Raw genomic sequence first — 24601 nt, forward strand, 5'->3', positions numbered from 1 at the left:
GGGAAAAATTATTCCGGCTGCAGCTTAGACGGCGGCGCGGAGTGGTAATGCGCGTCGGCTTCCGCAAAGCGTTTCTGCATGGAGGCAGACGGTGCTTTACCCAGCAGGCTGAAGACCACGATACCGATGCTGCCGAAGATGAAGCCAGGAATGATTTCGTACAGGCCCAGCCAGGCGAACTGTTTCCAGACGATAACGGTCACCGCACCGATAATCATCCCCGCCAGCGCGCCGTTACGGGTCATACGGGACCACATGACGGAGAACAGGACGACCGGACCAAACGCCGCACCGAAGCCCGCCCACGCGTAGCTCACGAGACCCAGCACGCGGTTTTCCGGGTTGGCCGCCAGCGCAATCGCCACCAGCGCCACCAGCAGCACCATAAAGCGCCCTACCCACACCAGCTCTTTCTGGCTCGCGTTTTTACGCAGGAAGGCCTTATAGAGATCTTCAGTGATTGCACTGGAGCAGACCAGCAGCTGACAGCTCAGGGTGGACATCACCGCCGCCAGGATCGCAGAGAGCAGAATACCGGCAATCCACGGGTTAAACAGAATCTGCGCCAGTTCGATGAACACGCGCTCGGCGTTCTGGTTCACCGCGCCCGCCTGCGCCGGGTTGTTATTAAAGTAGGCGATACCGAAGAAGCCGACCGCACACGCGCCCGCCAGACACAGAATCATCCACGTCATGCTGATGCGACGCGCATGAACGATGGTGTGATGAGAATCCGCCGCCATAAAGCGCGCCAGAATGTGCGGCTGACCGAAGTAGCCCAGACCCCAGCCCATCAGGGAGACGATGGCGACAAAGTTCAGCCCTTTCAGCATGTCGACGTTTTCAATGCTCTTCTGCTTGATCACTTCCAGCGATTCGCCAAAGCCGCCAACGGTGAAAATCACAATCACCGGGGTCAGGATCAGGGCAAAGATCATCAGACTCGCCTGCACGGTGTCGGTCCAGCTTACCGCCAGGAACCCGCCCACGAAGGTATAGAGGATGGTCGCCGCCGCACCGGCCCACAGGGCGGTTTCATAGCTCATGCCGAAGGTGCTTTCGAACAGGCGCGCGCCCGCCACGATGCCGGAGGCACAGTAGATGGTAAAGAACAGGAGGATAACCACGGCAGAGATAATGCGCAGAATGCGGCTGTTATCTTCAAAGCGTCCGGTGAAGTAGTCCGGCAGCGTCAGGGCATTATTGTTAGCCTCGGTATGCACGCGCAGACGGCCCGCCACCAGCTTCCAGTTGATCCACGCGCCCACGGTCAGACCGATGGCGATCCAGCTTTCCGAGATACCGGAGATAAAAATCGCACCCGGCAGACCCATCAACAGCCATCCGCTCATGTCCGATGCGCCCGCGGAGAGTGCGGTCACCATCGGGCCTAAACTGCGTCCGCCCAGAATGTAGTCGTCAAAGTTTTTCGTGGAACGCCACGCCAAAAACCCTATCAGGATCATGCCAAAAATATAAACGAGAAATGTCACCAGCATCGGTGTGCTAATTGCCATTCAAATTCTCCAAAAGTGTCGAGCGACAACCATCCGGGTTGCCTTGTTATATGATCACCGGAACGAGGTGACGGTATCTTGTGTTTCGGTTGGGCGCGCTATCCTGCCGTATGCGCCCTCCGCTGACAAACGATTTAACACTGCATTTACATCAATTTCATCCCCGGTTTGATACGAGTTTCCTATAGGTTGCACTCGCTCACGCTTTTACGGGTTGCACCTTTGAAAAGTGTTAACTCCCGCATAAAACCAGGCTTTCCGCGACAAAGCCAGCACGTTTTCCCAGCTAACCATTCGTTAACAATCCATTCATTTTCTGGGTTGCAAACCAGGTCACATTTAACACGGTTGCACAAAGTTGCAACATGGTGGATATTTCACGCTAACGACCAAACACGATGAAAGCACAACAGGAGCTTTGGCATGGGTATGACCACCATGGGGGTTAAGCTGGATGACGCGACCCGCGAACGGATTAAGACCGCAGCAACCCGCATTGATCGCACGCCGCACTGGTTAATTAAGCAGGCGATTTTTAACTATCTCGAAAGACTCGAGAGCGACGAGGGCCTGCCGGAGCTGCCTGCCCTGCTCGCCGGTGCCGCCAATGAAAGCGAGGAAGCGCCTGCCGCTGGCGACGAGAGCCATCAGCCGTTCCTGGAATTCGCCGAGCAGATCCTGCCGCAGTCCGTCAGCCGCGCCGCCATCACCGGTGCGTACCGTCGCGCCGAAACCGACGCCGTACCGATGCTGCTGGAACAGGCCCGTCTGCCGGAAGCTATTGCCGCACAGGCGCACAGCCTGGCGTACCAGCTGGCTGACAAACTGCGTAACCAGAAAACCGCCACCGGCCGCGCCGGAATGGTTCAGGGTCTGTTGCAGGAGTTTTCCCTCTCCTCACAGGAAGGCGTGGCGCTGATGTGCCTGGCGGAAGCGCTGCTGCGTATTCCGGATAAAGCCACCCGCGACGCGCTGATCCGCGACAAGATCAGCAACGGCAACTGGCATTCGCACATTGGCCGCAGCCCGTCGCTGTTCGTCAACGCCGCGACCTGGGGCCTGCTGTTCACCGGCAAACTGGTCTCGACCCATAACGAAGCCAACCTGTCCCGCTCCCTGAACCGCATCATCGGCAAGAGCGGCGAGCCGCTGATCCGCAAGGGCGTGGACATGGCGATGCGTCTGATGGGCGAGCAGTTCGTCACCGGGGAAACCATTGCCGAAGCGCTGGCGAACGCCCGCAAGCTGGAAGATAAAGGTTTCCGCTACTCCTACGACATGCTGGGCGAAGCGGCGCTGACCGCCGCCGACGCGCAGGCCTACATGGTTTCTTACCAGCAGGCGATCCACGCCATCGGTAAAGCGTCCAACGGTCGCGGTATTTATGAAGGCCCGGGCATCTCCATTAAGCTCTCCGCCCTGCACCCGCGCTACAGCCGCGCGCAGTACGATCGGGTAATGGAAGAGCTCTACCCGCGCCTGAAGTCCCTGACCCTGCTGGCGCGCCAGTATGATATCGGCATCAACATCGACGCCGAAGAGGCCGACCGTCTGGAGATCTCCCTCGATCTGCTGGAAAAACTGTGCTTCGAACCGGAGCTGGCGGGCTGGAACGGCATTGGCTTCGTGATCCAGGCCTACCAGAAGCGCTGCCCGTTCGTCATTGATTACCTGATTGACCTGGCCAGCCGCAGCCGCCGCCGCCTGATGATCCGCCTGGTGAAAGGGGCCTACTGGGACAGCGAAATCAAACGCGCCCAGATGGAAGGGCTGGAAGGCTATCCGGTCTACACCCGCAAGGTCTATACCGACGTCTCTTACCTCGCCTGCGCGAAAAAGCTGCTCGGCGTGCCGAACCTGATTTATCCGCAGTTCGCCACCCACAACGCCCACACCCTGGCGGCCATTTACAGCCTGGCCGGGCAGAACTACTACCCGGGCCAGTACGAATTCCAGTGCCTGCACGGCATGGGTGAACCGCTGTACGAGCAGGTGACCGGTAAAGTGGCGGACGGCAAGCTTAACCGCCCGTGCCGCATTTACGCCCCGGTAGGTACCCACGAAACCCTGCTGGCATATCTGGTGCGTCGCCTGCTGGAAAACGGCGCGAACACCTCCTTCGTTAACCGCATCGCCGACACCACGCTGCCACTCGACGAGCTGGTCGCCGATCCGGTGCAGGCCGTTGAGAAGATGGCGGCGCAGGAAGGCCAGATTGGCCTGCCGCATCCGAAGATTGCCCTGCCGCGCGAGCTGTACGGCAAGGGTCGCGTCAACTCGGCGGGGCTGGATCTCGCCAACGAACACCGTCTGGCGTCCCTCTCCTCTGCCCTGCTCAACAGCGCATTGCAAAAATGGCAGGCGAAACCGATGCTGGAGCAGCCCGTTGCTGACGGCGACATGCAGCCGGTCATTAACCCGGCGGAGCCAAAAGACATCGTCGGCTACGTGCGTGAAGCCACCGATGCGGAGGTGGATCAGGCGCTGGACAGCGCGGTGAATAACGCCCCTATCTGGTTCGCCACCCCGCCGCAGGAGCGTGCCGCGATCCTGGAGCGCGCGGCGGTGTTGATGGAAGACCAGATGCAGTCGCTCATCGGCATTCTGGTGCGCGAAGCGGGTAAAACCTTCAGCAACGCCATCGCCGAAGTGCGCGAGGCGGTCGACTTCCTGCACTACTACGCCGGTCAGGTGCGCGATGATTTCGACAATGAAACCCACCGTCCGCTCGGCCCGGTCGTCTGTATCAGCCCGTGGAACTTCCCGCTGGCGATCTTCACCGGCCAGATTGCCGCCGCCCTGGCCGCAGGCAACAGCGTGCTGGCAAAACCGGCAGAGCAGACCCCGCTGATTGCCGCACAGGGCATCAACATTCTTCTGGAGGCAGGCGTACCGGCGGGCGTGGTCCAGCTGCTGCCGGGCCGCGGTGAAACCGTGGGCGCCAAACTGACCTCCGATAACCGCGTGCGCGGCGTGATGTTTACCGGTTCGACCGAAGTGGCCTCGCTGCTGCAGCGCAATATTGCCACCCGTCTGGATGCGCAGGGTCGTCCTACGCCGCTCATTGCGGAAACCGGCGGCATGAACGCCATGATCGTCGACTCCTCTGCCCTCACCGAGCAGGTGGTAGTTGACGTTCTGGCCTCCGCCTTCGACAGCGCCGGTCAGCGCTGCTCCGCCCTGCGCGTGCTGTGCCTGCAGGATGACGTGGCGGACCACACGCTGAAGATGCTGCGCGGCGCGATGGCCGAATGCCGCATGGGCAACCCGGGCCGTCTCACCACCGACATCGGGCCGGTGATCGACGCGGAAGCGAAGGCCAATATTGAAAACCACATTCAGGCCATGCGCGCGAAAGGCCGTCCGGTGTTCCAGGCGGTGCGAGACAACAGCGAAGACGCCCGCGAGTGGCGTTCCGGCACCTTTGTGCCGCCTACGCTTATCGAGCTGGCAAGCTTCGACGAGCTGAAAAAAGAGGTCTTCGGTCCGGTGCTGCACGTGGTGCGCTACAACCGTAACAACCTCAACGAGCTGGTTGAGCAGATCAACGCCTCCGGCTATGGCCTGACGCTCGGCGTGCATACCCGTATCGACGAGACCATCGCGCAGGTGACCGGCAGCGCCAAAGTAGGCAACCTGTACGTTAACCGCAACATGGTTGGCGCGGTCGTGGGCGTGCAGCCGTTCGGCGGTGAAGGCCTCTCCGGCACCGGCCCGAAAGCGGGCGGTCCGCTCTACCTGTACCGTCTGCTGGCGAACCGTCCTGAGAACGCGCTGGGCGTCACCCTGGCGCGTCAGGATGCGGAGTATCCGGTGGATGCGCAGCTGAAAACCGTGCTGACCCAGCCGCTGGACGCGCTGATAAAGTGGGCTGATAATCGTCCAGAGCTGCGTGCGATTGCGCAGCAGTACGGCGAGCTGGCACAGGCCGGTACGCAGCGTCTGCTGCCGGGGCCGACCGGCGAGCGCAATACCTGGACGCTGATGCCGCGCGAGCGCGTTCTGTGCGTGGCCGATAACGAGCAGGACGCGCTGGTACAGCTGGCCGCCGCGATGGCCACCGGGTGTGAAGTGCTGTGGCCGGACGATGCGCTGCATCGCGATCTCACCAAACAGCTGCCGAAAGCGGTCTCGGCCCGCATTCACTTCGCGAAAGCCGATGCGCTGCTGACGCAGCCGTTTGATGCCGTGATTTATCACGGTGATTCTGACCAGTTGCGCGAGCTGTGCGAGCAGGTTGCGGCCCGCAGCGGGGCGATTGTTTCGGTGCAGGGCTTCGCGCGCGGCGAAACCAACCTGCTGCTGGAACGCCTGTACGTGGAGCGCTCGCTCAGCGTCAACACCGCGGCAGCGGGCGGTAACGCCAGCCTGATGACCATCGGTTAATCGTGTAAACTCTCCCCGATGGCGCTACGCTTACCGGGGCTACAAAACAACCGTAGGCCGGATAAGCGCAGCGCATCCGGCTTTTTTACACGGAGGGGATGATGAAAAGAGTATTTTTCGCAGGCGCAGCGCTGCTGCTGAGCGCCAGCGCGCTGGCCGACGAGTGCGACAAGGCGACCACCCAGCTTGAACTGAACACCTGTAGCGCGCAGCAGTACCAGGCTGCCGATAAAAAGCTCAACCAGACCTATCAGGCCGCCATCAAGCGCGCGGCAGCCCCCCAGCGCGACCTGCTGAAAAAAGCGCAGCAGGCGTGGATTACCCTGCGCGATGCGGACTGCGCGTTTATCGGCTCGGGTACGGAAGGCGGAAGCGTCCAGCCAATGATTGTTAACCAGTGCCTGGCGGAGAAAACGGTCGAGCGCGAAGCGTTTCTGGCCTCGCTGATGCAGTGTGAAGAGGGCGACTTAAGCTGTCCTCTCCCGCCGGGCTGACGAGGCACGGAACTATTCCCTCTCCCCTTGGGAGAGGGTTAGGGTGAGGGGAAACTAGCGCAAGCGGATCCCTTCGATAATCATCCGCTGCACGTTCTCCAGGGTGCTGTGGAAAAACGCTTCGTCCTGGAGCGTTTTACCGGTCACCGCCTCGACCTGGGCCGCAAAGTCAGCGTAATGCTGGGTGGAGGCCCAAATCATAAAGATCAGATGATGCGGATCGACCGGAGCCAGCTTTCCGCTGGCCACCCATCCGGCAATAATGGCCGACTTATCGTCCACCAGCTGCTTTAAATCTCCGGTCAGCTCCGCCTGCAACAGCGGCGCGCCCTGCAGCATCTCGAGGCAGAACAGCCTTGATGCCTGCGGGTAATCGCGCGACACCTCCAGCTTCAGGCGTATGTACTCTTTGATCGCCACCAGCGGGGCCAGCTCCTCGCGGAACGCTTTCAGCGGCGCCAGCCAGATATCGAGGATCTGCTGCATCACCGCGACATAGAGCGCCTCTTTCGACGGGTAATAGTAGAGCAGATTGGTTTTGGATACCCCGGACTGCTCCGCCACCTGCTCCAGGCGCGTGCCGTGAATGCCAAACTGCGAAAAGGTCTCCAGCGCCGCGCTGAGGATCGCCTGCTTCTTGGCGCTCACCGCCTGCGAACGTTTACCTGGTGTTTTCACTGCGCCTTGTGTCATTCCCGCTCTCCTTATTCTGCGTTGCCCTCAGCATAGCAAAACCCCCGTCTCGCCACGACATCCTGCACCCCGATCGCGCATGAATGCCTGTTTTCTGTGCAATGTTTTTGACCAGTTAGTCCACATTTGATCGTATCAAACCACCAACCTCTGATTAACACATTAATAACACTGCCATTTTCAAAACTGGCACTGCCTTTGCAAAAACATCGTTACACCTGCGACGTAATGAAGAGAGGTTCGTGATGAAAATTGGCGTATTTGTACCCATCGGCAACAACGGCTGGCTTATCTCGACCACTGCACCGCAATACATGCCGACCTTTGAGCTGAATAAAGCCATCGTGCAGAAAGCGGAGCACTACCATTTCGACTTTGCGCTTTCGATGATCAAGCTGCGCGGCTTCGGCGGCAAAACCGAATTCTGGGATCACAACCTGGAGTCCTTCACCCTGATGGCCGGGCTGGCCGCGGTCACCTCGCGGATCCAGATCTACGCCACCGCAGCCACCCTCACCCTGCCCCCGGCGATCGTGGCACGCATGGCCTCCACCATCGACTCCATCTCCGGCGGACGCTTTGGCGTCAACCTGGTGACCGGCTGGCAAAAATCGGAGTACGAGCAGATGGGTCTCTGGCCGGGCGACGATTACTTCTCTCGCCGCTACGACTACCTGACCGAGTACGTGCAGGTCCTCCGCGACCTATGGGGTACCGGCAAAAGCGATTTCAAGGGTGACTTCTTCACCATGAACGACTGCCGCGTCAGCCCGCAGCCGTCGGTGCCGATGAAGGTGATTTGCGCCGGGCAGAGCGACGCCGGGATGGAATTCTCGGCGAAATACGCCGACTTCAACTTCTGCTTCGGTAAAGGGGTTAACACGCCTGCCGCCTTCGCCCCGACCGCCGCGCGCATGAAAGAGGCCGCCGACAAAACCGGGCGCGACGTGGGCTCCTACGTGCTGTTTATGGTCATTGCCGACGAAACCGACGAGGCCGCACGCGCCAAATGGCAGCGCTATAAGGACGGCGCCGACGAGGAGGCCCTGAGCTGGCTCACCGAGCAGAGCCAGAAGGACACCCGCTCCGGGGCGGATACCAATGTTCGCCAGATGGCCGACCCGACCTCCGCGGTCAATATCAACATGGGCACGCTGGTCGGCTCGTACGCCAGCGTCGCCAGGATGCTGGACGAAGTGGCAGCCGTTCCCGGGGCGGAAGGCGTCCTGCTGACCTTCGACGACTTCCTCACCGGCGTGGAAACCTTCGGCGAGCGCATCCAGCCGCTGATGCAGTGCCGCGCCCACATCCCTGCCGTCACGAAGGAGGTAGCGTAATGACAACCCTTAACGCACGCCCGGAAGCCATCACCTTTGCGCCGCAGCAGAGCGCGCTGATCGTGGTGGACATGCAAAACGCCTACGCCAGCCAGGGCGGTTATCTGGATCTGGCGGGGTTCGACGTCTCCACCACCCAGCCGGTGATCGCGAACATCAAAACCGCCGTCGCCGCCGCGCGCGCCGCGGGCATGCTTATCGTATGGTTCCAGAACGGCTGGGATGACCAGTACGTTGAGGCCGGTGGCCCCGGCTCGCCCAACTTCCACAAGTCGAACGCCCTGAAAACCATGCGTAAACGGCCCGAACTGCAGGGCAAGCTGCTGGCGAAAGGCGGCTGGGACTATCAGCTGGTGGATGAGCTGGTCCCGCAGGCGGACGATATCGTCCTGCCGAAACCGCGCTACAGCGGCTTTTTCAACACCCCGCTCGACAGCCTGCTGCGTAGCCGGGGCATTCGCCACCTGGTCTTCACCGGCATTGCCACCAACGTCTGCGTGGAGTCGACCCTGCGCGACGGCTTTTTCCTCGAGTATTTCGGCGTGGTGCTGGAAGACGCGACCCATCAGGCCGGGCCGGATTTCGCCCAGAAGGCAGCTCTGTTCAATATCGAAACCTTTTTTGGCTGGGTCAGTAACGTTGCGGATTTCTGCGACGCCCTGAATCCCCCGCTCGCCCGTATCGCCTGAGGAGACGCACGATGCCGAAATCCGTAATCATCCCGCCGGGCACCAGCACGCCCATCGCCCCGTTTGTCCCCGGCACGCTCGCCGACGGCGTGGTGTATGTCTCCGGCACGCTGCCGTTTGATAAAGACAACAACGTGGTGTTTATCAACGACCCAAAGGCGCAAACCCGCCACGTGCTGGAGACGATCAAAACCGTGATCGAAACGGCGGGTGGCACGATGGAGGATGTGACCTTCAACAGCATCTTTATCACCGACTGGAAAAACTACGCCGCGATTAATGAAATCTACGCGGAGTTCTTCCCCGGCGATAAGCCGGCCCGGTTCTGCATTCAGTGCGGGCTGGTGAAGCCGGACGCGCTGGTTGAGATCGCCACCGTTGCGCACATCGCGAAGTGAGGCGGCCATGAAACTCTCCGTCTCACCGCCCCCGTATGAGGGTGCGCCCGTGGTGGTCCTTATTGCCGGTCTCGGCGGCAGCGGCAGCTACTGGCTGCCCCAGCTGGCCGCGCTGGAACCCGAGTATCAGGTGGTGTGTTATGACCAGCGCGGAACGGGCAATAACCCCGACGCCCTGCCGGAAGGATACAGCCTGGCACAGATGGCGGACGAACTGGCCCAGGCGCTGGCTGAGGCCGGGATTGCCCGCTACAGCGTCGTCGGCCATGCGCTGGGGGCACTGGTCGGCCTGCAGCTGGCCCTCGACCGCCCCGACGCCCTCACCGCGCTGGTGTGCGTCAACGGCTGGTTGACCCTCAGCGCGCATACCCGCCGCTGCTTTCAGATCCGCGAGCGCCTGCTGCATTACGGCGGCCCACAGGCGTGGGTTGAGGCGCAGCCGCTGTTTCTCTACCCGGCAGACTGGATGGCCGCTCGCGCCCCCCGTCTGGAGGCCGAAGAAGCGCTGGCGCTGGCCCACTTTCAGGGAAAAGCCAACCTGCTGCACCGGCTCAGCGCCCTGAAAAAGGCCGACTTCAGCCGCCACGCCGCGCGCATCCGCTGCCCGGTCCAGATCATTTGTTCCGCCGACGACATGCTGGTGCCCTCTGTCTGCTCGTCTGAGCTGCAGGCGGCCATCCCGCACAGCCACAGCGCGGTGATGCGTCAGGGCGGCCATGCCTGCAACGTCACCGAGCCGGACACCTTCAACACCCTGCTGCTGAACGGGCTGGCCAGCCTGCTGCACAGTCATGAACACGCTTTATAAGGAGATGTAATGAGCGAAGCCATTAATCCCACCGCGCTGGAAACGCTGTTCACCGGCGCCCGCACCCATAACGGCTGGCAGGATATTGCCGTCAGCGACGAGACGCTGCGCGAAATCTACGACCTGATGAAATGGGGGCCAACCTCGGCCAACTGCTCCCCTGCACGGATTGTGTTTGTGCGAAGCGCGGAGGGAAAAGAGAAGCTGCGCCCGGCGCTCTCCAGCGGCAACCTGGAGAAAACGCTCACCGCCCCGGTTACGGCGATCGTGGCCTGGGACAGTGAATTCTACGAGCGCCTGCCTGAACTGTTCCCGCACGGCGATGCCAGAAGCTGGTTTACCGCAAGCCCCGCGCTGGCGGAAGAGACGGCTTTTCGCAACAGCTCGCTGCAGGCCGCCTACATGATTTTCGCCTGTCGCGCGCTGGGGCTGGACACCGGCCCGATGTCGGGCTTTGACCGCCAAAAGGTCGACGAGGCCTTTTTCACCGGCACGACGCTTAAAAGCAATCTTCTTATCAACATTGGCTACGGCGACCCGGGCAAACTTTACGGGCGCCTGCCGCGCCTGTCCTTCGACGATGCCTGCGGGCTGGCGTAAGGAGCGATCATGACGACACCGGATAAGCAAACCTTTCGCGACGCCATGGCCTGCGTTGGCGCGGCGGTGAACATCATCACTACCGACGGCCCGGCGGGGCTGGCAGGCTTCACCGCCAGCGCGGTGTGCAGCGTTACGGATTCACCGCCCACCCTGCTGGTGTGCCTGAACCGCGGCGCGTCCGTCTGGCCGACGTTCAGCGAAAACCGCACCCTTTGCGTGAATACCCTCAGCGCCGGACAGGAGCCGCTCTCAAACCTGTTTGGCGGCAAAACGCCAATGGAAGAACGCTTCGCCGCCGCCCGCTGGCAGACGGGCGACACCGGATGTCCGCGTCTGGAGGATGCGCTGGCCTCGTTTGACTGCCGCATCAGCCAGGTGGTGAGCGTCGGCACCCATGACATTTTGTTCTGCGACATCGTTTCGATTATTCGCCACCCGGCGCCGCAAGGGCTGGTGTGGTTTGACCGCGGCTACCACGCGCTAATGCGACCCGCCTGTTAAGGCGCTCTAAGGAGACAGACCATGTTCGGATTTCCCCACTGGCAGTTGAAATCGACCTCCACAGACGCTGGCGTGGTCGCGCCGGATGAACGCCTCCCGCTCGGGCAGACGATGGTGATGGGCGTCCAGCACGCGGTCGCCATGTTTGGCGCCACGGTGCTAATGCCGATGCTGATGGGACTCGATCCCAACCTCTCGATTCTGATGTCCGGTATCGGCACCCTGCTGTTCTTTTTTGTCACCGGCGGGCGCGTGCCCAGCTATCTGGGATCCAGCGCCGCCTTTGTCGGCGTGGTGATCGCCACCACCGGGTTTAACGGCCAGGGAATCAACCCCAACCTGAGCGTGGCCCTCGGCGGCATCATCGCCTGCGGTCTGGTGTATACCCTGATTGGTCTGGTGGTGATGAAGATCGGCACGCGCTGGATCGAACGCATGATGCCCCCCGTCGTCACCGGCGCGGTAGTAATGGCGATCGGTCTGAACCTTGCGCCGATTGCGGTGAAAAGCGTCTCCGGCTCGCCCTTTGAAAGCTGGATGGCCGTCGTGACCGTGCTGTGCATCGGTCTGGTGGCGGTCTTTACGCGGGGCATGATCCAGCGGCTGCTGATCCTGGTCGGGTTGATTGTCGCCTGTCTGGTATATGCCCTGCTGGCAAACGTTTTTGGTCTCGGCAAGCCGGTTGATTTTACGCTGCTGCATCAGGCCGCCTGGTTCGGCCTGCCGCAGATCACCTCCCCCACCTTTAACACCCAGGCGATGATGCTCATCGCCCCTGTCGCCGTTATCCTGGTGGCGGAAAACCTGGGCCACCTGAAGGCGGTCGCGGGGATGACCGGACGCAGCATGGACCCGTATATGGGCCGCGCATTCGTCGGCGACGGGCTGGCGACCATGCTCTCCGGTTCCGTGGGCGGCAGCGGCGTTACCACCTATGCCGAGAATATCGGCGTGATGGCGGTGACCAAAGTCTATTCGACGCTGGTCTTCGTGGCGGCGGCGGTGATGGCGATGCTGCTCGGCTTCTCGCCGAAATTCGGCGCGCTGATCCACACCATTCCGTCACCGGTCATCGGCGGGGCCTCAATCGTGGTGTTTGGGCTGATCGCCGTGGCCGGGGCGCGTATCTGGGTGCAGCATCGCGTCGACCTTAGTCAGAATGGCAACCTGATTATGGTGGCGGTCACGCTGGTGCTGGGCGCGGGCGATTTTGCCCTGACGCTGGGCGGGTTTACGATCGGCGGGATTGGCACGGCGACCTTCGGCGCGATCCTGCTTAACGCCCTGCTGAGCCGCCGGATGGCCGCTGCGCCGCAGGGCGAGGTGGTGCGTCAGGAGTCGTGAAATCTCAATGTCGGGTGACGGCGATGCCTTACCCGACCTTTATGTTCGCTAAGAACACCTTTATGTCAGGCAATCACGCCTGCTCAAACAGTCGTTCGATAGATTTTGTAGGAAAGAAAAGAGAATGGCTGTTTTCATCCGTCAGCGGAATAAAGCCCTGCTTCAGATAAAATTGTTTTGCCTGGTCGTTGAGTGCATCAACAAATATTCCGTGTACGCCCACCGCCTGCGATGCCAGATAGGCAACCCGCATTGCATGCGTGACGAGCGTCGTTCCCCACTCCAGCCCCTGTAAGTCTTTATGTATCGCCAGACGTCCCAGCGTTACGCTCGGTACGTTGCTATAAGGGATCCGACGCTGCTGAGTCTTAGAAGGCAGCATCGCTTTTTCAAAGCAACTACCAGACAACGTGTAATAGCCCAGGACTCGCGGACCATCGCGATCTTTAAGCAAATAGCCTCGTAAAATACGCCCATTGTGCTGACGCACCAGATGTTCTGTGAGGAAGACATTTAGCGAGGGTTCACCACAATCGAAGTCACTGAAATCATAGTCTTTTCCCTCTGAAAACATTTCGATCGTGAGATTGTCCACGACGCTTCACTCCATGTTTCGAAGACGTTTCGCCGCTCGCTTCAGGCGTTCATTTGGCTCTGGTGGATTGTCGATGGCATCCATCACCGCATTCCAGGATGCTTCGTTTAATACGAGACGGCGGTGCTGCTCGATGACTTCCGCTGCCCGCTCTGACGCACTGTTCACCATAAACTGGGTGATCGTTTGATTCGTCATCGCTGCCGCTTCTTCAATCATTGTTTTGTCTTCGTCCGTTAAACGAAGATCGATACGCTGTTTTTTCAGTGCTGGCATGGTTTACTTCACCGTGTACGGTATTTATCCGTACACATCGTAGATAAACCCGTCTGTTTTTTCAATCTAAACCTTCTTCAGCAGTCATGTCGCTCACCGGGTTCCGACGCTTTCTGAGCTTCAACTCGCTCACCAGCACCCCGGCGACAATAAACGCCGCGCCCACCAGGGCCAGCAGCGGCAGACGTTCCCCGGCCAGTCGCCCGAAAATGCCCGCCCAGACCGGCTCGCCGGTGTAGATGACCGTTGCCCGCGTTGGCGATACGCTGCGCTGCGCCCAGTTCATGGTGACCTGGATAATGGCGCTGAAAATCCCCAACCCCAGCGCCACCACAATCAGGCCGGTGGACATCGGCGGCACGGACTCACCTGCCGGAACCATCGTCGCAAAGGCCACCAGCGACGCGGTCGCGAGCTGCACCACCGTCACCCGTTTGACGTCGACTTTGCCCGCCCAGGCGCTGATCAGAATAATTTCCGCCGCAATGGCAATCGCCCCAATCAGGGTGATGATTTCCCCCTGTCCCAGCGCCAGAAGATTGTTTTCCGGCCCAGCCAGTAAGATCAGGCCGATAAACGCCAGCACGATGCCAATACAGGACATCAGACCCGGCAGCCGCCCCAGGCACAGCCATTGCAGTAGCGGCACCAACGGCACATACATGGCAGTGATAAACGCGGATTTGCTGCTGGAGATGGTCTGCAATCCCCACGTCTGCAGGCTGTAGCCCATGGCTATCGCCACCCCAATCGCCACGCCCGCCTTAAGCTCTTTCAGCGTCAGACCCCGCAGCGTTTTAAGGGATATTAGCCCCACGGCTAACGCCGCCGTCGCAAAGCGAAGGCCGACAAAGAAGAACGGATCGCTGAGGGTCACCGCGTACTGAACGGCCAGAAACGTCCCGCCCCAAAACATGGTGATGAGAATGAGGATGGCTTCCTGTGGTTTTACGGAGAACTTAAAGCGTGAGACAGACATGCGGCACCAGCAAATGAGAACAATTCTGTAGTGTGCGTTGCCTTTGGTTACAGTTCAATGTTGCAGAAATAAAAAAACCGCCGGGGGAAACCCGGCGGCAGGGAGTCAACCCGGCGAATTACTTATTACCGCCATGGCTGTTTTTCCCCCCTTTCTTGCCAGCCTCAGATGCGCGCTGAGGGTCATTTTTAAAATTCCCCCCGCTATGCTGGCCACCTTTACGGCCTGCTTCTGATGCTCTTTCACGGTCTTCTGCGAAATTACCTGAACCACCACGATGGTTTGCCATCTCTAACCTCCAGAGTGTGAAACATTAGACATCATATTGCATTCAGTAAAAGAGGATTCTTTCACCTCGCGGCTCAAGGACAACGCCTTTATCTGTGCCGCGTGAAACTAAGCTTAGTGGAATGAGGTTATCCGGCAAGCCGAAGGTAATATCCTGCAACATGATCTCAGTCTTTCGGGTGAGATGACGCGGCGGTAATTCATAAGCCTTTCTTATCATTTTAAAAATCCGCACCGGGAAAGTTGTATCATTTTGCTACAAAGCCATTTTTCTCCTCATGTTGTTATAAATCAAATAAATGGCGTTCATTTTTGCAGTCTGGCTGTGATGACATATCTTTAAAAGAGCGCAGCGATCCGCTGTCAGAGAAACCAACGAGGAGTGAAGCAAAATGGCAAAAGTTCTGGTGCTCTATTATTCCATGTATGGACACATTGAAACCATGGCTCACGCGGTAGCAGAAGGTGCAAACAGGGTTGACGGCGTTGAGGTTGTGGTGAAACGCGTACCGGAAACCATGCAGGCAGAAGCCTTCGCGAAAGCCGGGGGAAAAACACAAAACGCCCCGGTCGCCACCCCGCAGGAGCTGGCGGATTATGATGCCATTATCTTCGGCACCCCAACCCGCTTCGGCAATATGTCAGGCCAGATGCGCACCTTCCTCGATCAAACCGGCGGACTTTGGGCATCCGGGGCGCTCTACGGCAAACTCGCCAGCGTATTCAGCTCTACCGGGACCGGCGGCGGTCAGGAGCAGACGATTACCTCAACCTGGACTACCCTTGCTCATCACGGGATGGTGATTGTGCCAATTGGCTACGGCGCGCAGGAGCTGTTTGATATTTCCCAGGTGCGCGGCGGTACGCCGTACGGTGCAACCACCATTGCCGGTGGGGATGGTTCACGCCAGCCAAGCAATGAAGAACTGTCTATCGCCCGCTATCAGGGTGAATACGTCGCGGGTCTGGCCAAAAAACTCAACGGCTAACCCAACAGGAGGACAAGCATGCCAACTCAAGAATCCAAAGCTCACCACGTGGGCGAATGGGCAAGTTTACGCAACACCTCTCCGGAGATTGCCGAAGCTATCTTTGAAGTCGCGAAATACGATGAAAAGCTGGCCGAGCAGATTTGGGAAGAAGGCAACGATGAAGTGCTGGTGCGCGCCTTCGAAAAAACGGACAAAGACTCGCTCTTCTGGGGTGAGCAAACCATCGAACGTAAAAACGTTTAAGCGTTTCCCCCCGCCATCACGCGGGGGGGTCTCTCTTACTTCGCCGCGTTATTCATCACCGCATTGAATTTATCGACAGGACAGAAGCCGTTCGCATCCACCGGGCAGCCCTTCAGCTCCAGCGTCACGCGCTGCGCCGGAGACTGCAGCGACAGCACGCTGGCGTTGCGCAGCTGCTCTGAGCTCTGATAGACATACTCAATTTTCATCAGCTCCTGGTTGGCATTTTTGTCATGCCAGCGCTGGAAGACAATCTTGCCGCCAATCGGGGTGCGCTCCTGCTGGTCGTGCAGCTGGTACGGTTTGAAATCGAGGGCGGTGAGCAGGGAAGCAATGTTCGAATCATGCCCCACCAGCAGGGTGATCTTAGGCGCTTTCGCCTGCTCGGTGACCAGCGTTTTATCGATATACTTCACCAGCGGTTTCGCCACGTTTTGCGCCACCTCGGTAGAGGTAAACAGCGAGTCCTGATAGCCGTTTTTCAGCTTCGACAGCACGCGCCACTGCTGGTCGGTTTTGATTTCGCCCCAGGCGACCTGGTCGGCCGGGAAGCCTTCGTAATACTGCAGCGTGAAAGCGTCCACCAGCGAGTTGCCCACCTTCAGCGGCCCGGAAACGCCGGGCTCTTTTTCATAGTCGGCGCTGAAGGTATCTTTCGCGTCCGCCAGCGAGCAGACCTTTTTCTCTTTGCAGGACGGCGAGTCGGCGTAGTTGGTCATCTGCTCCAGCAGCTTGTAGCTTTCACCAAGCTGCATTTTCTGCCGTTCGGACTCCATCGCCTTGAGCGCTTTTTCGCGGAATTCCGGCGAGTTATCGGTAATCACCGGATTGAATGTCGGGTCCATGGTGCCCATTTTTTCCTGATGGTGCACGGGCACATCGCAGCCCGGGAACGCGCCGGTGATAAAGAACTGCGCGGTGGCGACGGTGCGCTGCAGGCTGTTGGCGTAAGCATAAACGCTATCCGCCGGTGGACATTCTCCCGTCTTCACCATCCCCTGCTGCGCGAGCCACTCGCGCATGTAGTGCCCCATATACACCTCCAGCACGCCACCTTTGGTGGTGAGCTGGCCGCCCGGCACTTCCCACTCCGGCCACTGCTTCGGCGTGGACTGCTCCAGCACGCTGCCGTTATTGGCCAGCGGCGCGCGCAGGTTGTGACGGCTCATGATTAAAACTTGCTCCAGCTGATACCCTTCCGGCGTCTCTTGCGCCTGTACGCCAAACGTTGCTGAAATGGAACCGGCGACTGCCAGCGCGAGTAGTGCTTTTCTCATCCCTAATTCCTCACTCGTTTTAAAATGTCGCGTTCAGTGTGACAGGTTCGTCACAATTTTCCGGGAAGCATTTCTCAAACTGATGATTAACGTGCTTACGGAGTGTGCCAATTAGTTTTATAATAAAACCACACCCCACCGGAGAATTCGCTGTGAAACGTACCCGCCTTGAAGAGAGCACCTGCCCCGTTGCCCGTTCGCTGGATATCATCGGCGACTGGTGGTCGCTGCTGATCGTTCGAGACGCGCTTCGCGGTATTAAGCGCTTCGGCGAGTTTCAGAAAAGCCTCGGTATCGCGAAAAACATGCTGACCACGCGGCTCAAGCTGCTGGTGGACGAAGGCATCCTCCGGCTTCAGCCCGCCTCCGACGGCAGCGCCTGGCAGGAATACGTCCTGACCGACAAGGGACGCGCCCTGCAAACCGTGCTGGTTGCCTTGTCCCAGTGGGGCAATGAATTTTTGTTCGCGGAAAACGAATGCGGCACCGTTCTCGTCGATAGCGAACAGCGCAAACCGCTGCGAAAACTGATGCTTATCGCCGACGACGGGCGCGAACTGACGCCTGAAGAGATCGTGGCCAAACTCCCCTCCTGAGCCCACCCGCCAGGCAAAAGCAAAAAAATCTCGCCAATGTGGTTGCATTATAAAACCAAATGGCAGAGAGTTAATTCAGTTTCATATTGAAACCAAATAACCCACTTTGTCTGAGGTAATGCATTATGACTACGCAAATCACCACCGCCCTGATCACGGGTGCCTCTTCCGGGATCGGTGCCGTCTATGCCGATCGCCTTGCCGCGCGCGGTGCCAACCTGGTCCTGGTCGCCCGCCGCGAGGATCGCCTGAAAACCCTCGCCGCCGACCTGCGCGCGCGCTACGGCGTGGCCGTCGATATTCTGGTGGCCGATCTCACCGATGAAGCCGGGATCCGCGCGGTGGAAGAGGAACTGCGCAGCAATACCGCCATTGATACGCTGGTTAACAACGCGGGCACCGCGCAGATGGCGCCGTTCCTCGCGGGCGAGGTGGCGCAGCATCAGGCCATCAATACCCTGAACACCACGGCGCTGATGCGGCTGACCTACGCCATTCTCCCGCGACTGGCGCGGAACAATCGCGGCACGCTGATCAATATCGCCTCGGTGTTATCGCTCCATGTCCGTGCGGGCAGCGCGCTCTACAGCGCCACCAAGGCCTGGGTACTGAGCTTTACCCGCGGACTGCAGGAAGAATTTGCCGACAGCAACGTGCGCATTCAGGCCGTGCTGCCCGCCGCGACCGCGACGGAGATCTGGAGCCATTCTGGCGTCACGGTGGACGATCTGCCGGAGGGACGGGTGATGCCCCCCGCGGATAGGGTGGATGCGTCCCGGGGGGGTCTGGATCGGGGCGAACCGACCCCCATCCCGCCGATGCATGACGTCAGCCTGTGGGACCGCTACGAAGCGGCACGCCTCGAGCTGTTTAACAGCGCGCGCACCGGCATCCCGGCTCCGCGCTACGTAAAGCAGTAGCCTAACGCTCCAGCTGGTCGCCGTACTCGCTCATCCAGGCGGCCAGCGGTGAGAGTGCATCCTGCAGGGTTAACCCCAGCCCGGTAATCTGATACTCCACGCGCGGCGGGATCTCCGGGTAGACCGTCCGCGTCACCAGCCCGCGCTGTTCAAACAGGCGCAGCTGCTTCGTCAGCTCTTTCTGGGTGATGGGTGCAGCCGCCCGCAGCAAATCGCCAAAGCGGACAGGCGTGTTAATCACAATAAGACGATAAAGGATCGGGATTGCCCATTTGCCGGATATCAGGTTGACAAACTGCGTCATCGGGCAGGTATAGGCCTCAGATTTTTTTTCACAGCACTCACCCAGCATTTCTGCCATAGCACACCTCTTGCCTCATTAGTATCCATTTGGTACCTGGTTTCCTTTCGATACTAACGTTTCTATAGTGCTTTCTCCAGTGACATTTCAGGAGAAGAACATGGGTCGTTTAACCGATAAGTATACGTTGATTACCGGCGGCACCAGCGGCATCGGTCTCGCCACCGCGCAGGCGTTTATCGCCGAAGGAGCGCGCGTCGCCGTGACCGGACGCAACCCGGACACCCTCGCCGAAGCTGAGCGCATTCTGGGCGATAAGGCCTGGGTGATCCCGACCGATGCGGGCGATATCACCTCGCAAAAAGCGCTGGCGGAAACCCTCGCCGCCCGCTGGCCGCGCCTGGACGCGGTGTTTCTCAACGCCGGCGACGTGACGCACGCGCCGCTGGAAGCCTGGCAGGAAGAGGCCTGGGACCGTCTGATGAACATCAACCTGAAGGGGCCGTTCTTTTTAATCCAGGCGCTGCTGCCGATGCTGAATAACCCGTCCTCGATAATCCTCTGCGGCTCCGTGAGCGCGCGCATCGGCCTGCCCACCAGCAGCGTGTATGCCGCGAGCAAGGCCGCCCTGCTGTCGCTGGCGCGCACGCTGTCGGCAGAGCTGCTGCCGCGCGGGATCCGCGTCAACGGCCTGAGCCCCGGTCCGGTGGAGACCCCGGCGTTTACGAAAACGGGCTTAAGCGACGAGGCGCTTAACGCGATGATGGCGGAAATCATCAAGCTGGTGCCGCTCGGCAGAATGGGCTCGACGACGGAGCTGGCAAAAGCCGCGCTCTATCTGGCCTCCGACGAGTCGAGCTACACGGTGGGAACGGAGCTGCTGGTGGACGGCGGAATGGGAAGTCTGTAATTCACAAGGCGCTGATGCCGGTGACCGCGCCGACATACAGCGCCGCCCACGCGCAGGCGGAAAGCAGGCTGACGGCGTAGACTTTGACGGCGTTCAGCCTGAGCATCCCCGCCGCCAGCGGCACGACATAACGCAACACCGCCAGAAAGCGCGACGTAAACAGGGCGATGACGCCGTTCTTTTGTAGCTGATGCTGGACCCGTAAAAACGTAGCGGCATGCTTCGCCGTAAAGCGCGCGACCAGCCGGGTGTGCCCCATCAGCTGGCCGATATGGTAATTCAGCATCGAACCTGCCGTCGCCCCCATCACCACCGCCAGCCACGCCAGGGCAGGATGCATGCTCCCCTGGCTGACGCCGATGCCCGCCAGCAGCATCACCGAGGCGGGCGGCAGCACGGAGGAGATCAGCACCGTGGACTTGCTCAGCGCCATTACGAATAACAGCGCGAACAGATGTGCCGGATACAGCGCAAAATGATTCAGCAGATTATCAAGCCACGCCATTTTCCTCTCCCCCGTTAATTATTTAATTCTCCATTTAAAATGAATAACCTTAAATAAACCCTCAACATTTTATTAATAATATTTATCTAAACCGTTCTTAAACATTATTTAATTTTCTGAGCGCTAAATTTAAACAGGCGTATTATCCCTCTCGTTTTACAACGATCTCGTTATGGCGAGGCTCCTGTACAAATACACGTTATCGCTCTGGTAGGTTCGAGAGAACCGGCACAGGGTAAAACAGGCACTGTCGAATCAAGGCTTTGTCAGTATAACTTCCCTTGCGGGATACGGTGTACAGTGCTGAACCCAGGACGTGGGGATCTCCTCTTCGACATGCCCTGTCTTGCTCGCCCCTGAGAGATGTTATTATTCAAAGGGAATTCACTATGTCTTACGCTATTCACAACCAAAACCTGGCATTCAATGACAGCGCGGTCGCGCAATATATGAATACCGATTTTATCGTCCTCGATATTGCATTATGCGTGGCGCTGGCGCGCGAGCAATTCTTCAAAAAATTAAAAGACGATGATATTCCGTCGCATATTTTTATTGAAGACAATGGCCGCCTTGCGGGGATGGTTGCCGTGCGCAAGCTGCTACAGACCACAGATACCGTACAGCCAATTAAAAGCCTGATGATTTCGCAGTTTTTGCAGGTCAAACCGGAGGATGAACGTGCCGATGTTGCAGGACTGCTGGCGCACGGCGACGCAGATGTCGTGCCCGTGGTGACCCACGGCAAACTCGTCGGCTGCCTGACCGAGCGGGAAATTGCCCATCTGCTGGAAGATGACGTCACCGAAGATGCCCAGCTTCAGGGGGCGACGCTGCCGCTGGAGAAGCCCTATCTGGAAACCAGCGCCTTCAGCCTGTGGAAGAAACGCTCCGTCTGGCTGCTGCTGCTGTTTGTCGCCGAAGCCTACACCAGCTCGGTCATTCAGCATTTTGAAGAGGCACTGGAGTCCGCCATCGCGCTGGCGTTCTTTATTCCGCTGCTGATCGGCACGGGCGGCAACAGCGGGACGCAGATCACCTCCACGCTGGTGCGCGCCATGGCGCTGGGTGAAGTTCATCTGCGCGACGTGGGCCGCGTGCTGCGCAAAGAGATGACCACCTCGCTGATGATTGCCGTGACGCTCGGCATTGCCGGGTGCATTCGCGCCTGGATGATGGGGATCGGGCTGGAGATTACGCTCATCGTCAGCCTGACGCTGGTGTGCATTACGCTGTGGAGTGCGATCGTGTCGTCCGTCATTCCGATGGTGCTCAAGCGCTGCGGCATTGACCCGGCGGTCGTCTCCGCGCCGTTTATCGCGACGCTGATCGACGGTACCGGGCTGATTATCTACTTTAAGATCGCGCAATATACGCTGGGGCTGGAGTGATGTGATTCCTTGCCGGGTGGCGCTGCCGCTTACCCGCCCTACCCATCCCGTAGGCCCGTGCAAGCGCAGCGCCGCCGGGCAACAATCAGATCGCACCAAGCGTTCTCACCGCCTGCCCAAATGCCTCAATCGCCAGGGCAACATCCTCAGCCATCACCGATTCCGCCGGATGGTGGCTTATCCCGCCCTTACAGCGCACAAACAGCATCCCCACCGGCCAGCGTTCCGCCAGGGCGATGGTGTCGTGCCCGGCACCGCTGGGCAGGGATAACGAGCGCCCCTGCACCGATTCAACCGCGTCGCCCAGCAGGCGCTGCAAACGCGCATCGCACGGCGTGGCGGCGATCCGGTAAAACTCCTCGGCGCTGAAGCTCAGCCCGCGACGGGCGGCGATCGCCTGCGCCTGCGCCAGCAGTTCAGCGAGCAGCGCGTCCAGCGGGGCATCCTGCGGGCCGCGAATATCCAGCGAGAGCGCAACCTCGCCGGGGATGACGTTCACCGCGCCGGGCAGGCAGCGCAGTTCCCCGACCGTCGCTACCCGGTTGCCGCCCTGCTGCCGGGTGGTGTTTTCGATCAGCACCATCCACTCGGCGGCGGCGGCCAGAGCATCCTTACGATGGTTCATCGGCACGGTACCGGCGTGCCCGGCCTCGCCGGTGAAGCGGCAGTTGAGGCGGCGCGCGCCGTTGATGGCTTCCACCACGCCCAGCGCCAGCCCTTCCTGCTCCAGACACGGTCCCTGTTCGATATGCAGTTCCAGACAGGCGCTGAAATCCTCCTGATGGCGTGCCGCGAGCGCCACGCGAGTGGGATCGAGCCCCGCCTGCACCATCGCCTGCGCCACGCTGATGCCCTGGGCATCGCACGTCTCCAGCCAGCCCTGCGGCCAGGTTCCCGTCAGACCACGGCTGCCCAGCAGGGTGATACCAAAACGGGTGCCCTCTTCGTCGCCAAAGCCGACAATCTCGATGGCCTGCGCCAGATGCCGCCCCTGCTTGTGCAGGTTGTCCACCACTTCGATGGCGGTGAGCACCCCGAGCATGCCGTCGTAGCGCCCGGCGTTGCGTACGGTGTCCAGATGCGAGCCGAGCAGCACCGCCTGCGCCCCCTCCTGCGCGCCCTCGTAGCGTCCACAGATATTGCCCACGCTGTCCTGCCAGACGGTCATGCCCGCCTGGCGCATCCACTCCCCAACCAGCTGGTTGGCCTGGAGATGCTGCGTGGAGAGATAGACCCGCGTCAGGCCGTCCGGGGTTTCGCTGATGGCGGCCAGCGCGTCGGCGCGCGCCATCACCCGCTCTGCCGCCGGGCTCATTGCGGCGTCTCGCGACGATAGTGGTCCCACGCGGCCTGCATGGCGGCCCCCTGCGTGGTGGTGAATTTGAGGTAGTTCAGCACCGACTCCAGCGCGCTCAGGGTAGTCATCACGCAGTCCTTGCGCGCGTTGTAGCCCATGGTGCCAATGCGCCACACTTTGCCGTGCAGCGGGCCAAACGAGGTACCGATCTCAATCCCGAAATCCTCCAGCATCAGCTTACGCACCTGGTCGCCGTTGATCCCCTGCGGGATGACCACGCCCAGCACGTTGTTCATCTTGTGCTTCAGGTCGCCGAAGGTCTCCAGCCCCATCGCCTGAATGCCCTTCAGCAGCGCATCGCCGTGCAGCCTGTGGCGGGCGATGCCGTTATCCAGCCCCTCCTGCAGGATCAGCCGCGCGCATTCGCGAGCGCCAAACAGCGCGGTGGTCGCTTCGGTGTGGTGGTTCAGCCGCTCCGGCCCCCAGTAGTCCATCACCATGCCGAGATCGAAGTAGTTGGAGTAGATCATCTCCTCGTCGCCGTCGCGGTGGGCGTCGGTGCGAATGCCCTCCTCCACGCACTTGCGGCGACGGATTGCCTCTTCCATCCGCGCGCTCAGGGTGATCGGCGACGTGCCGGACGGGCCGCCGAGGCACTTCTGCATCCCGGCCGAGACGGCATCCAGCCCCCAGGCGTCGGTCTCCAGCGCGTTACCGCCGAGCGACGCGGTGGCATCGGTGTAAAACAGCACGTCGTAGCGGCGGCAGATCGCGCCAAGCTCGGCGAGCGGCTGCAGCATGGTGGTGGAGGTGTCGCCCTGCACGGTCAGCAGCAGGCGTGGACGAATACGCTTAATCGCATCCTCCACCTGGTCCGGGGTAAACACCTCGCCCCACGGTACTTCGATGGTGTGCACCTCCGCGCGGCAGCGGCGGGCAATTTCGCACAGCAGGTGACCAAAGCGGCCAAAGACCGGCACCAGCACCTTATCGCCCGGGCGAATGGCGGAGACCAGAATGGCTTCAATCCCCGCGCGGGAGGTGCCGTCCACCAGCATCGTCCAGCGGTTTTCGGTGCGGAACACGCCGCGATAGAGCGCCATCACCTCGTTCATGTAGTGGGTCATGGCCGGATCGTACTGGCCGATCAGCTGGCTCGACATGGCGCGCAGCACGCGCGGGTCGGCGTTGATCGGGCCCGGCCCCATCAGCAGACGCTGGGGCGGGTTGATTTGCGGAAAGTGTGCGATATCCATTGTTC

Annotated in this window: 26 protein-coding genes and 1 riboswitch; of the genes, 15 read left to right on the forward strand and 11 right to left on the reverse strand. The window is 60.1% G+C overall.

The window, feature by feature from the left end:
* Positions 1-8 precede the first annotated feature (8 nt).
* Entirely contained in the window at positions 9-1517 is a 1509-nt protein-coding gene (gene putP / locus ACHH0Z_RS03470; protein ID WP_008499815.1) for a sodium/proline symporter PutP, read from the reverse strand.
* Between the two features lie 423 nt (positions 1518-1940).
* Here putP and putA point away from each other — a divergent pair, with 423 nt between their 5' ends.
* The gene (putA, locus tag ACHH0Z_RS03475) at positions 1941-5903 is read left to right on the forward strand and encodes a trifunctional transcriptional regulator/proline dehydrogenase/L-glutamate gamma-semialdehyde dehydrogenase (protein WP_045406665.1); all 3963 of its coding nucleotides are present in this window, start codon (positions 1941-1943) and stop codon (positions 5901-5903) included.
* Between the two features lie 101 nt (positions 5904-6004).
* Positions 6005-6397 carry a lysozyme inhibitor LprI family protein gene (locus ACHH0Z_RS03480; RefSeq protein WP_045406667.1) on the forward strand — a complete coding sequence of 131 codons (393 nt, stop codon included), beginning with the start codon at positions 6005-6007 and terminating at the stop codon, positions 6395-6397.
* A 54-nt stretch (positions 6398-6451) separates the two neighbouring features.
* Here ACHH0Z_RS03480 and rutR read toward each other — a convergent pair whose 3' ends face one another.
* Positions 6452-7090, reverse strand: a complete 639-nt coding sequence (rutR, locus tag ACHH0Z_RS03485) for an HTH-type transcriptional regulator RutR (RefSeq protein ID WP_008499819.1) — start codon at positions 7088-7090, stop codon at positions 6452-6454.
* A 245-nt stretch (positions 7091-7335) separates the two neighbouring features.
* Between rutR and rutA the strand changes: the two genes are divergently transcribed.
* The 7 genes from rutA to rutG are packed head-to-tail and all read left to right on the forward strand — an operon-like array spanning position 7336 to position 12770.
* Positions 7336-8427: a pyrimidine utilization protein A gene (gene rutA, locus ACHH0Z_RS03490; RefSeq protein ID WP_045406670.1), complete on the forward strand. Its 1092-nt coding sequence runs from the start codon at positions 7336-7338 to the stop codon at positions 8425-8427.
* Complete coding sequence (rutB, locus tag ACHH0Z_RS03495; protein ID WP_045406672.1) at positions 8427-9116, forward strand: pyrimidine utilization protein B; 690 nt, start codon at positions 8427-8429, stop codon at positions 9114-9116. The genes rutA and rutB overlap by 1 nt, the downstream gene beginning before the upstream one ends.
* A gap of 11 nt (positions 9117-9127) precedes the next feature.
* Positions 9128-9514, forward strand: coding sequence for a pyrimidine utilization protein C (rutC, locus tag ACHH0Z_RS03500; protein WP_008499822.1), 387 nt, complete (start codon positions 9128-9130; stop codon positions 9512-9514).
* Between the two features lie 7 nt (positions 9515-9521).
* Positions 9522-10322: a pyrimidine utilization protein D gene (gene rutD, locus ACHH0Z_RS03505; protein WP_021240807.1), complete on the forward strand. Its 801-nt coding sequence runs from the start codon at positions 9522-9524 to the stop codon at positions 10320-10322.
* Positions 10323-10331: 9 nt separating this feature from the next.
* A complete protein-coding gene (locus ACHH0Z_RS03510) occupies positions 10332-10922 on the forward strand; it encodes a malonic semialdehyde reductase (RefSeq protein ID WP_023343734.1) in 591 nt (196 codons plus the stop codon).
* 9 nt (positions 10923-10931) lie between these two features.
* The gene (rutF, locus tag ACHH0Z_RS03515) at positions 10932-11426 is read left to right on the forward strand and encodes an NADH-dependent FMN reductase RutF (protein ID WP_023292823.1); all 495 of its coding nucleotides are present in this window, start codon (positions 10932-10934) and stop codon (positions 11424-11426) included.
* A gap of 21 nt (positions 11427-11447) precedes the next feature.
* Entirely contained in the window at positions 11448-12770 is a 1323-nt protein-coding gene (rutG, locus tag ACHH0Z_RS03520) for a pyrimidine utilization transport protein G (protein ID WP_045352935.1), read from the forward strand.
* A gap of 73 nt (positions 12771-12843) precedes the next feature.
* On the opposite strand, the gene ACHH0Z_RS03525 is transcribed toward rutG, so the two are convergent.
* From ACHH0Z_RS03525 to ACHH0Z_RS03540, 4 genes are all read right to left on the reverse strand, one after another.
* A complete protein-coding gene (locus tag ACHH0Z_RS03525) occupies positions 12844-13365 on the reverse strand; it encodes a GNAT family N-acetyltransferase (protein WP_045406674.1) in 522 nt (173 codons plus the stop codon).
* A gap of 6 nt (positions 13366-13371) precedes the next feature.
* A complete protein-coding gene (locus ACHH0Z_RS03530; protein WP_008499829.1) occupies positions 13372-13641 on the reverse strand; it encodes a DUF1778 domain-containing protein in 270 nt (89 codons plus the stop codon).
* Between the two features lie 61 nt (positions 13642-13702).
* Positions 13703-14620 (reverse strand): DMT family transporter, encoded by a 918-nt coding sequence (locus ACHH0Z_RS03535; protein WP_045406675.1) that lies wholly within the window; start codon positions 14618-14620, stop codon positions 13703-13705.
* A 118-nt stretch (positions 14621-14738) separates the two neighbouring features.
* Entirely contained in the window at positions 14739-14909 is a 171-nt protein-coding gene (locus ACHH0Z_RS03540) for a general stress protein (RefSeq protein ID WP_013097201.1), read from the reverse strand.
* 391 nt (positions 14910-15300) lie between these two features.
* Here ACHH0Z_RS03540 and wrbA point away from each other — a divergent pair, with 391 nt between their 5' ends.
* A complete protein-coding gene (gene wrbA / locus ACHH0Z_RS03545) occupies positions 15301-15897 on the forward strand; it encodes an NAD(P)H:quinone oxidoreductase (protein ID WP_008499831.1) in 597 nt (198 codons plus the stop codon).
* A gap of 18 nt (positions 15898-15915) precedes the next feature.
* Positions 15916-16143, forward strand: coding sequence for a YccJ family protein (locus ACHH0Z_RS03550; RefSeq protein WP_008499832.1), 228 nt, complete (start codon positions 15916-15918; stop codon positions 16141-16143).
* Positions 16144-16178: 35 nt separating this feature from the next.
* Here the strand turns inward: ACHH0Z_RS03550 and agp are convergent, their stop codons facing one another.
* On the reverse strand, positions 16179-17420 hold the full coding sequence (agp, locus tag ACHH0Z_RS03555) for a bifunctional glucose-1-phosphatase/inositol phosphatase (protein ID WP_008499833.1): 1242 nt from the start codon (positions 17418-17420) through the stop codon (positions 16179-16181).
* Positions 17421-17572: 152 nt separating this feature from the next.
* Here agp and ACHH0Z_RS03560 point away from each other — a divergent pair, with 152 nt between their 5' ends.
* Complete coding sequence (locus ACHH0Z_RS03560) at positions 17573-18016, forward strand: helix-turn-helix domain-containing protein (protein ID WP_008499834.1); 444 nt, start codon at positions 17573-17575, stop codon at positions 18014-18016.
* 125 nt (positions 18017-18141) lie between these two features.
* The gene (locus tag ACHH0Z_RS03565) at positions 18142-18936 is read left to right on the forward strand and encodes an SDR family NAD(P)-dependent oxidoreductase (RefSeq protein WP_395149495.1); all 795 of its coding nucleotides are present in this window, start codon (positions 18142-18144) and stop codon (positions 18934-18936) included.
* A 1-nt stretch (position 18937) separates the two neighbouring features.
* Here the strand turns inward: ACHH0Z_RS03565 and ACHH0Z_RS03570 are convergent, their stop codons facing one another.
* Positions 18938-19297 (reverse strand): helix-turn-helix domain-containing protein, encoded by a 360-nt coding sequence (locus ACHH0Z_RS03570; protein ID WP_008499836.1) that lies wholly within the window; start codon positions 19295-19297, stop codon positions 18938-18940.
* A 100-nt stretch (positions 19298-19397) separates the two neighbouring features.
* Here ACHH0Z_RS03570 and ACHH0Z_RS03575 point away from each other — a divergent pair, with 100 nt between their 5' ends.
* Positions 19398-20147, forward strand: a complete 750-nt coding sequence (locus tag ACHH0Z_RS03575) for an SDR family oxidoreductase (RefSeq protein ID WP_008499837.1) — start codon at positions 19398-19400, stop codon at positions 20145-20147.
* A 1-nt stretch (position 20148) separates the two neighbouring features.
* Here the strand turns inward: ACHH0Z_RS03575 and ACHH0Z_RS03580 are convergent, their stop codons facing one another.
* Positions 20149-20652, reverse strand: coding sequence for a DedA family protein (locus ACHH0Z_RS03580; RefSeq protein ID WP_045406677.1), 504 nt, complete (start codon positions 20650-20652; stop codon positions 20149-20151).
* 159 nt (positions 20653-20811) lie between these two features.
* Positions 20812-20981, forward strand: a riboswitch (M-box (ykoK) riboswitch).
* A 60-nt stretch (positions 20982-21041) separates the two neighbouring features.
* Between ACHH0Z_RS03580 and ACHH0Z_RS03585 the strand changes: the two genes are divergently transcribed.
* Positions 21042-22043, forward strand: a complete 1002-nt coding sequence (locus ACHH0Z_RS03585; protein ID WP_021240818.1) for a magnesium transporter — start codon at positions 21042-21044, stop codon at positions 22041-22043.
* Positions 22044-22128: 85 nt separating this feature from the next.
* On the opposite strand, the gene hpxK is transcribed toward ACHH0Z_RS03585, so the two are convergent.
* A complete protein-coding gene (gene hpxK / locus ACHH0Z_RS03590; RefSeq protein ID WP_045406688.1) occupies positions 22129-23358 on the reverse strand; it encodes an allantoate amidohydrolase in 1230 nt (409 codons plus the stop codon).
* Entirely contained in the window at positions 23355-24596 is a 1242-nt protein-coding gene (locus ACHH0Z_RS03595; protein ID WP_032651243.1) for an alanine--glyoxylate aminotransferase family protein, read from the reverse strand. Before ACHH0Z_RS03595 ends, hpxK begins: the two co-directional genes overlap by 4 nt.
* Between the last annotated feature and the right edge of the window lie 5 nt (positions 24597-24601).

Source organism: Enterobacter cloacae complex sp. 2024EL-00227 (genome assembly GCF_043945315.1).
GTDB lineage: Bacteria > Pseudomonadota > Gammaproteobacteria > Enterobacterales > Enterobacteriaceae > Enterobacter > Enterobacter roggenkampii.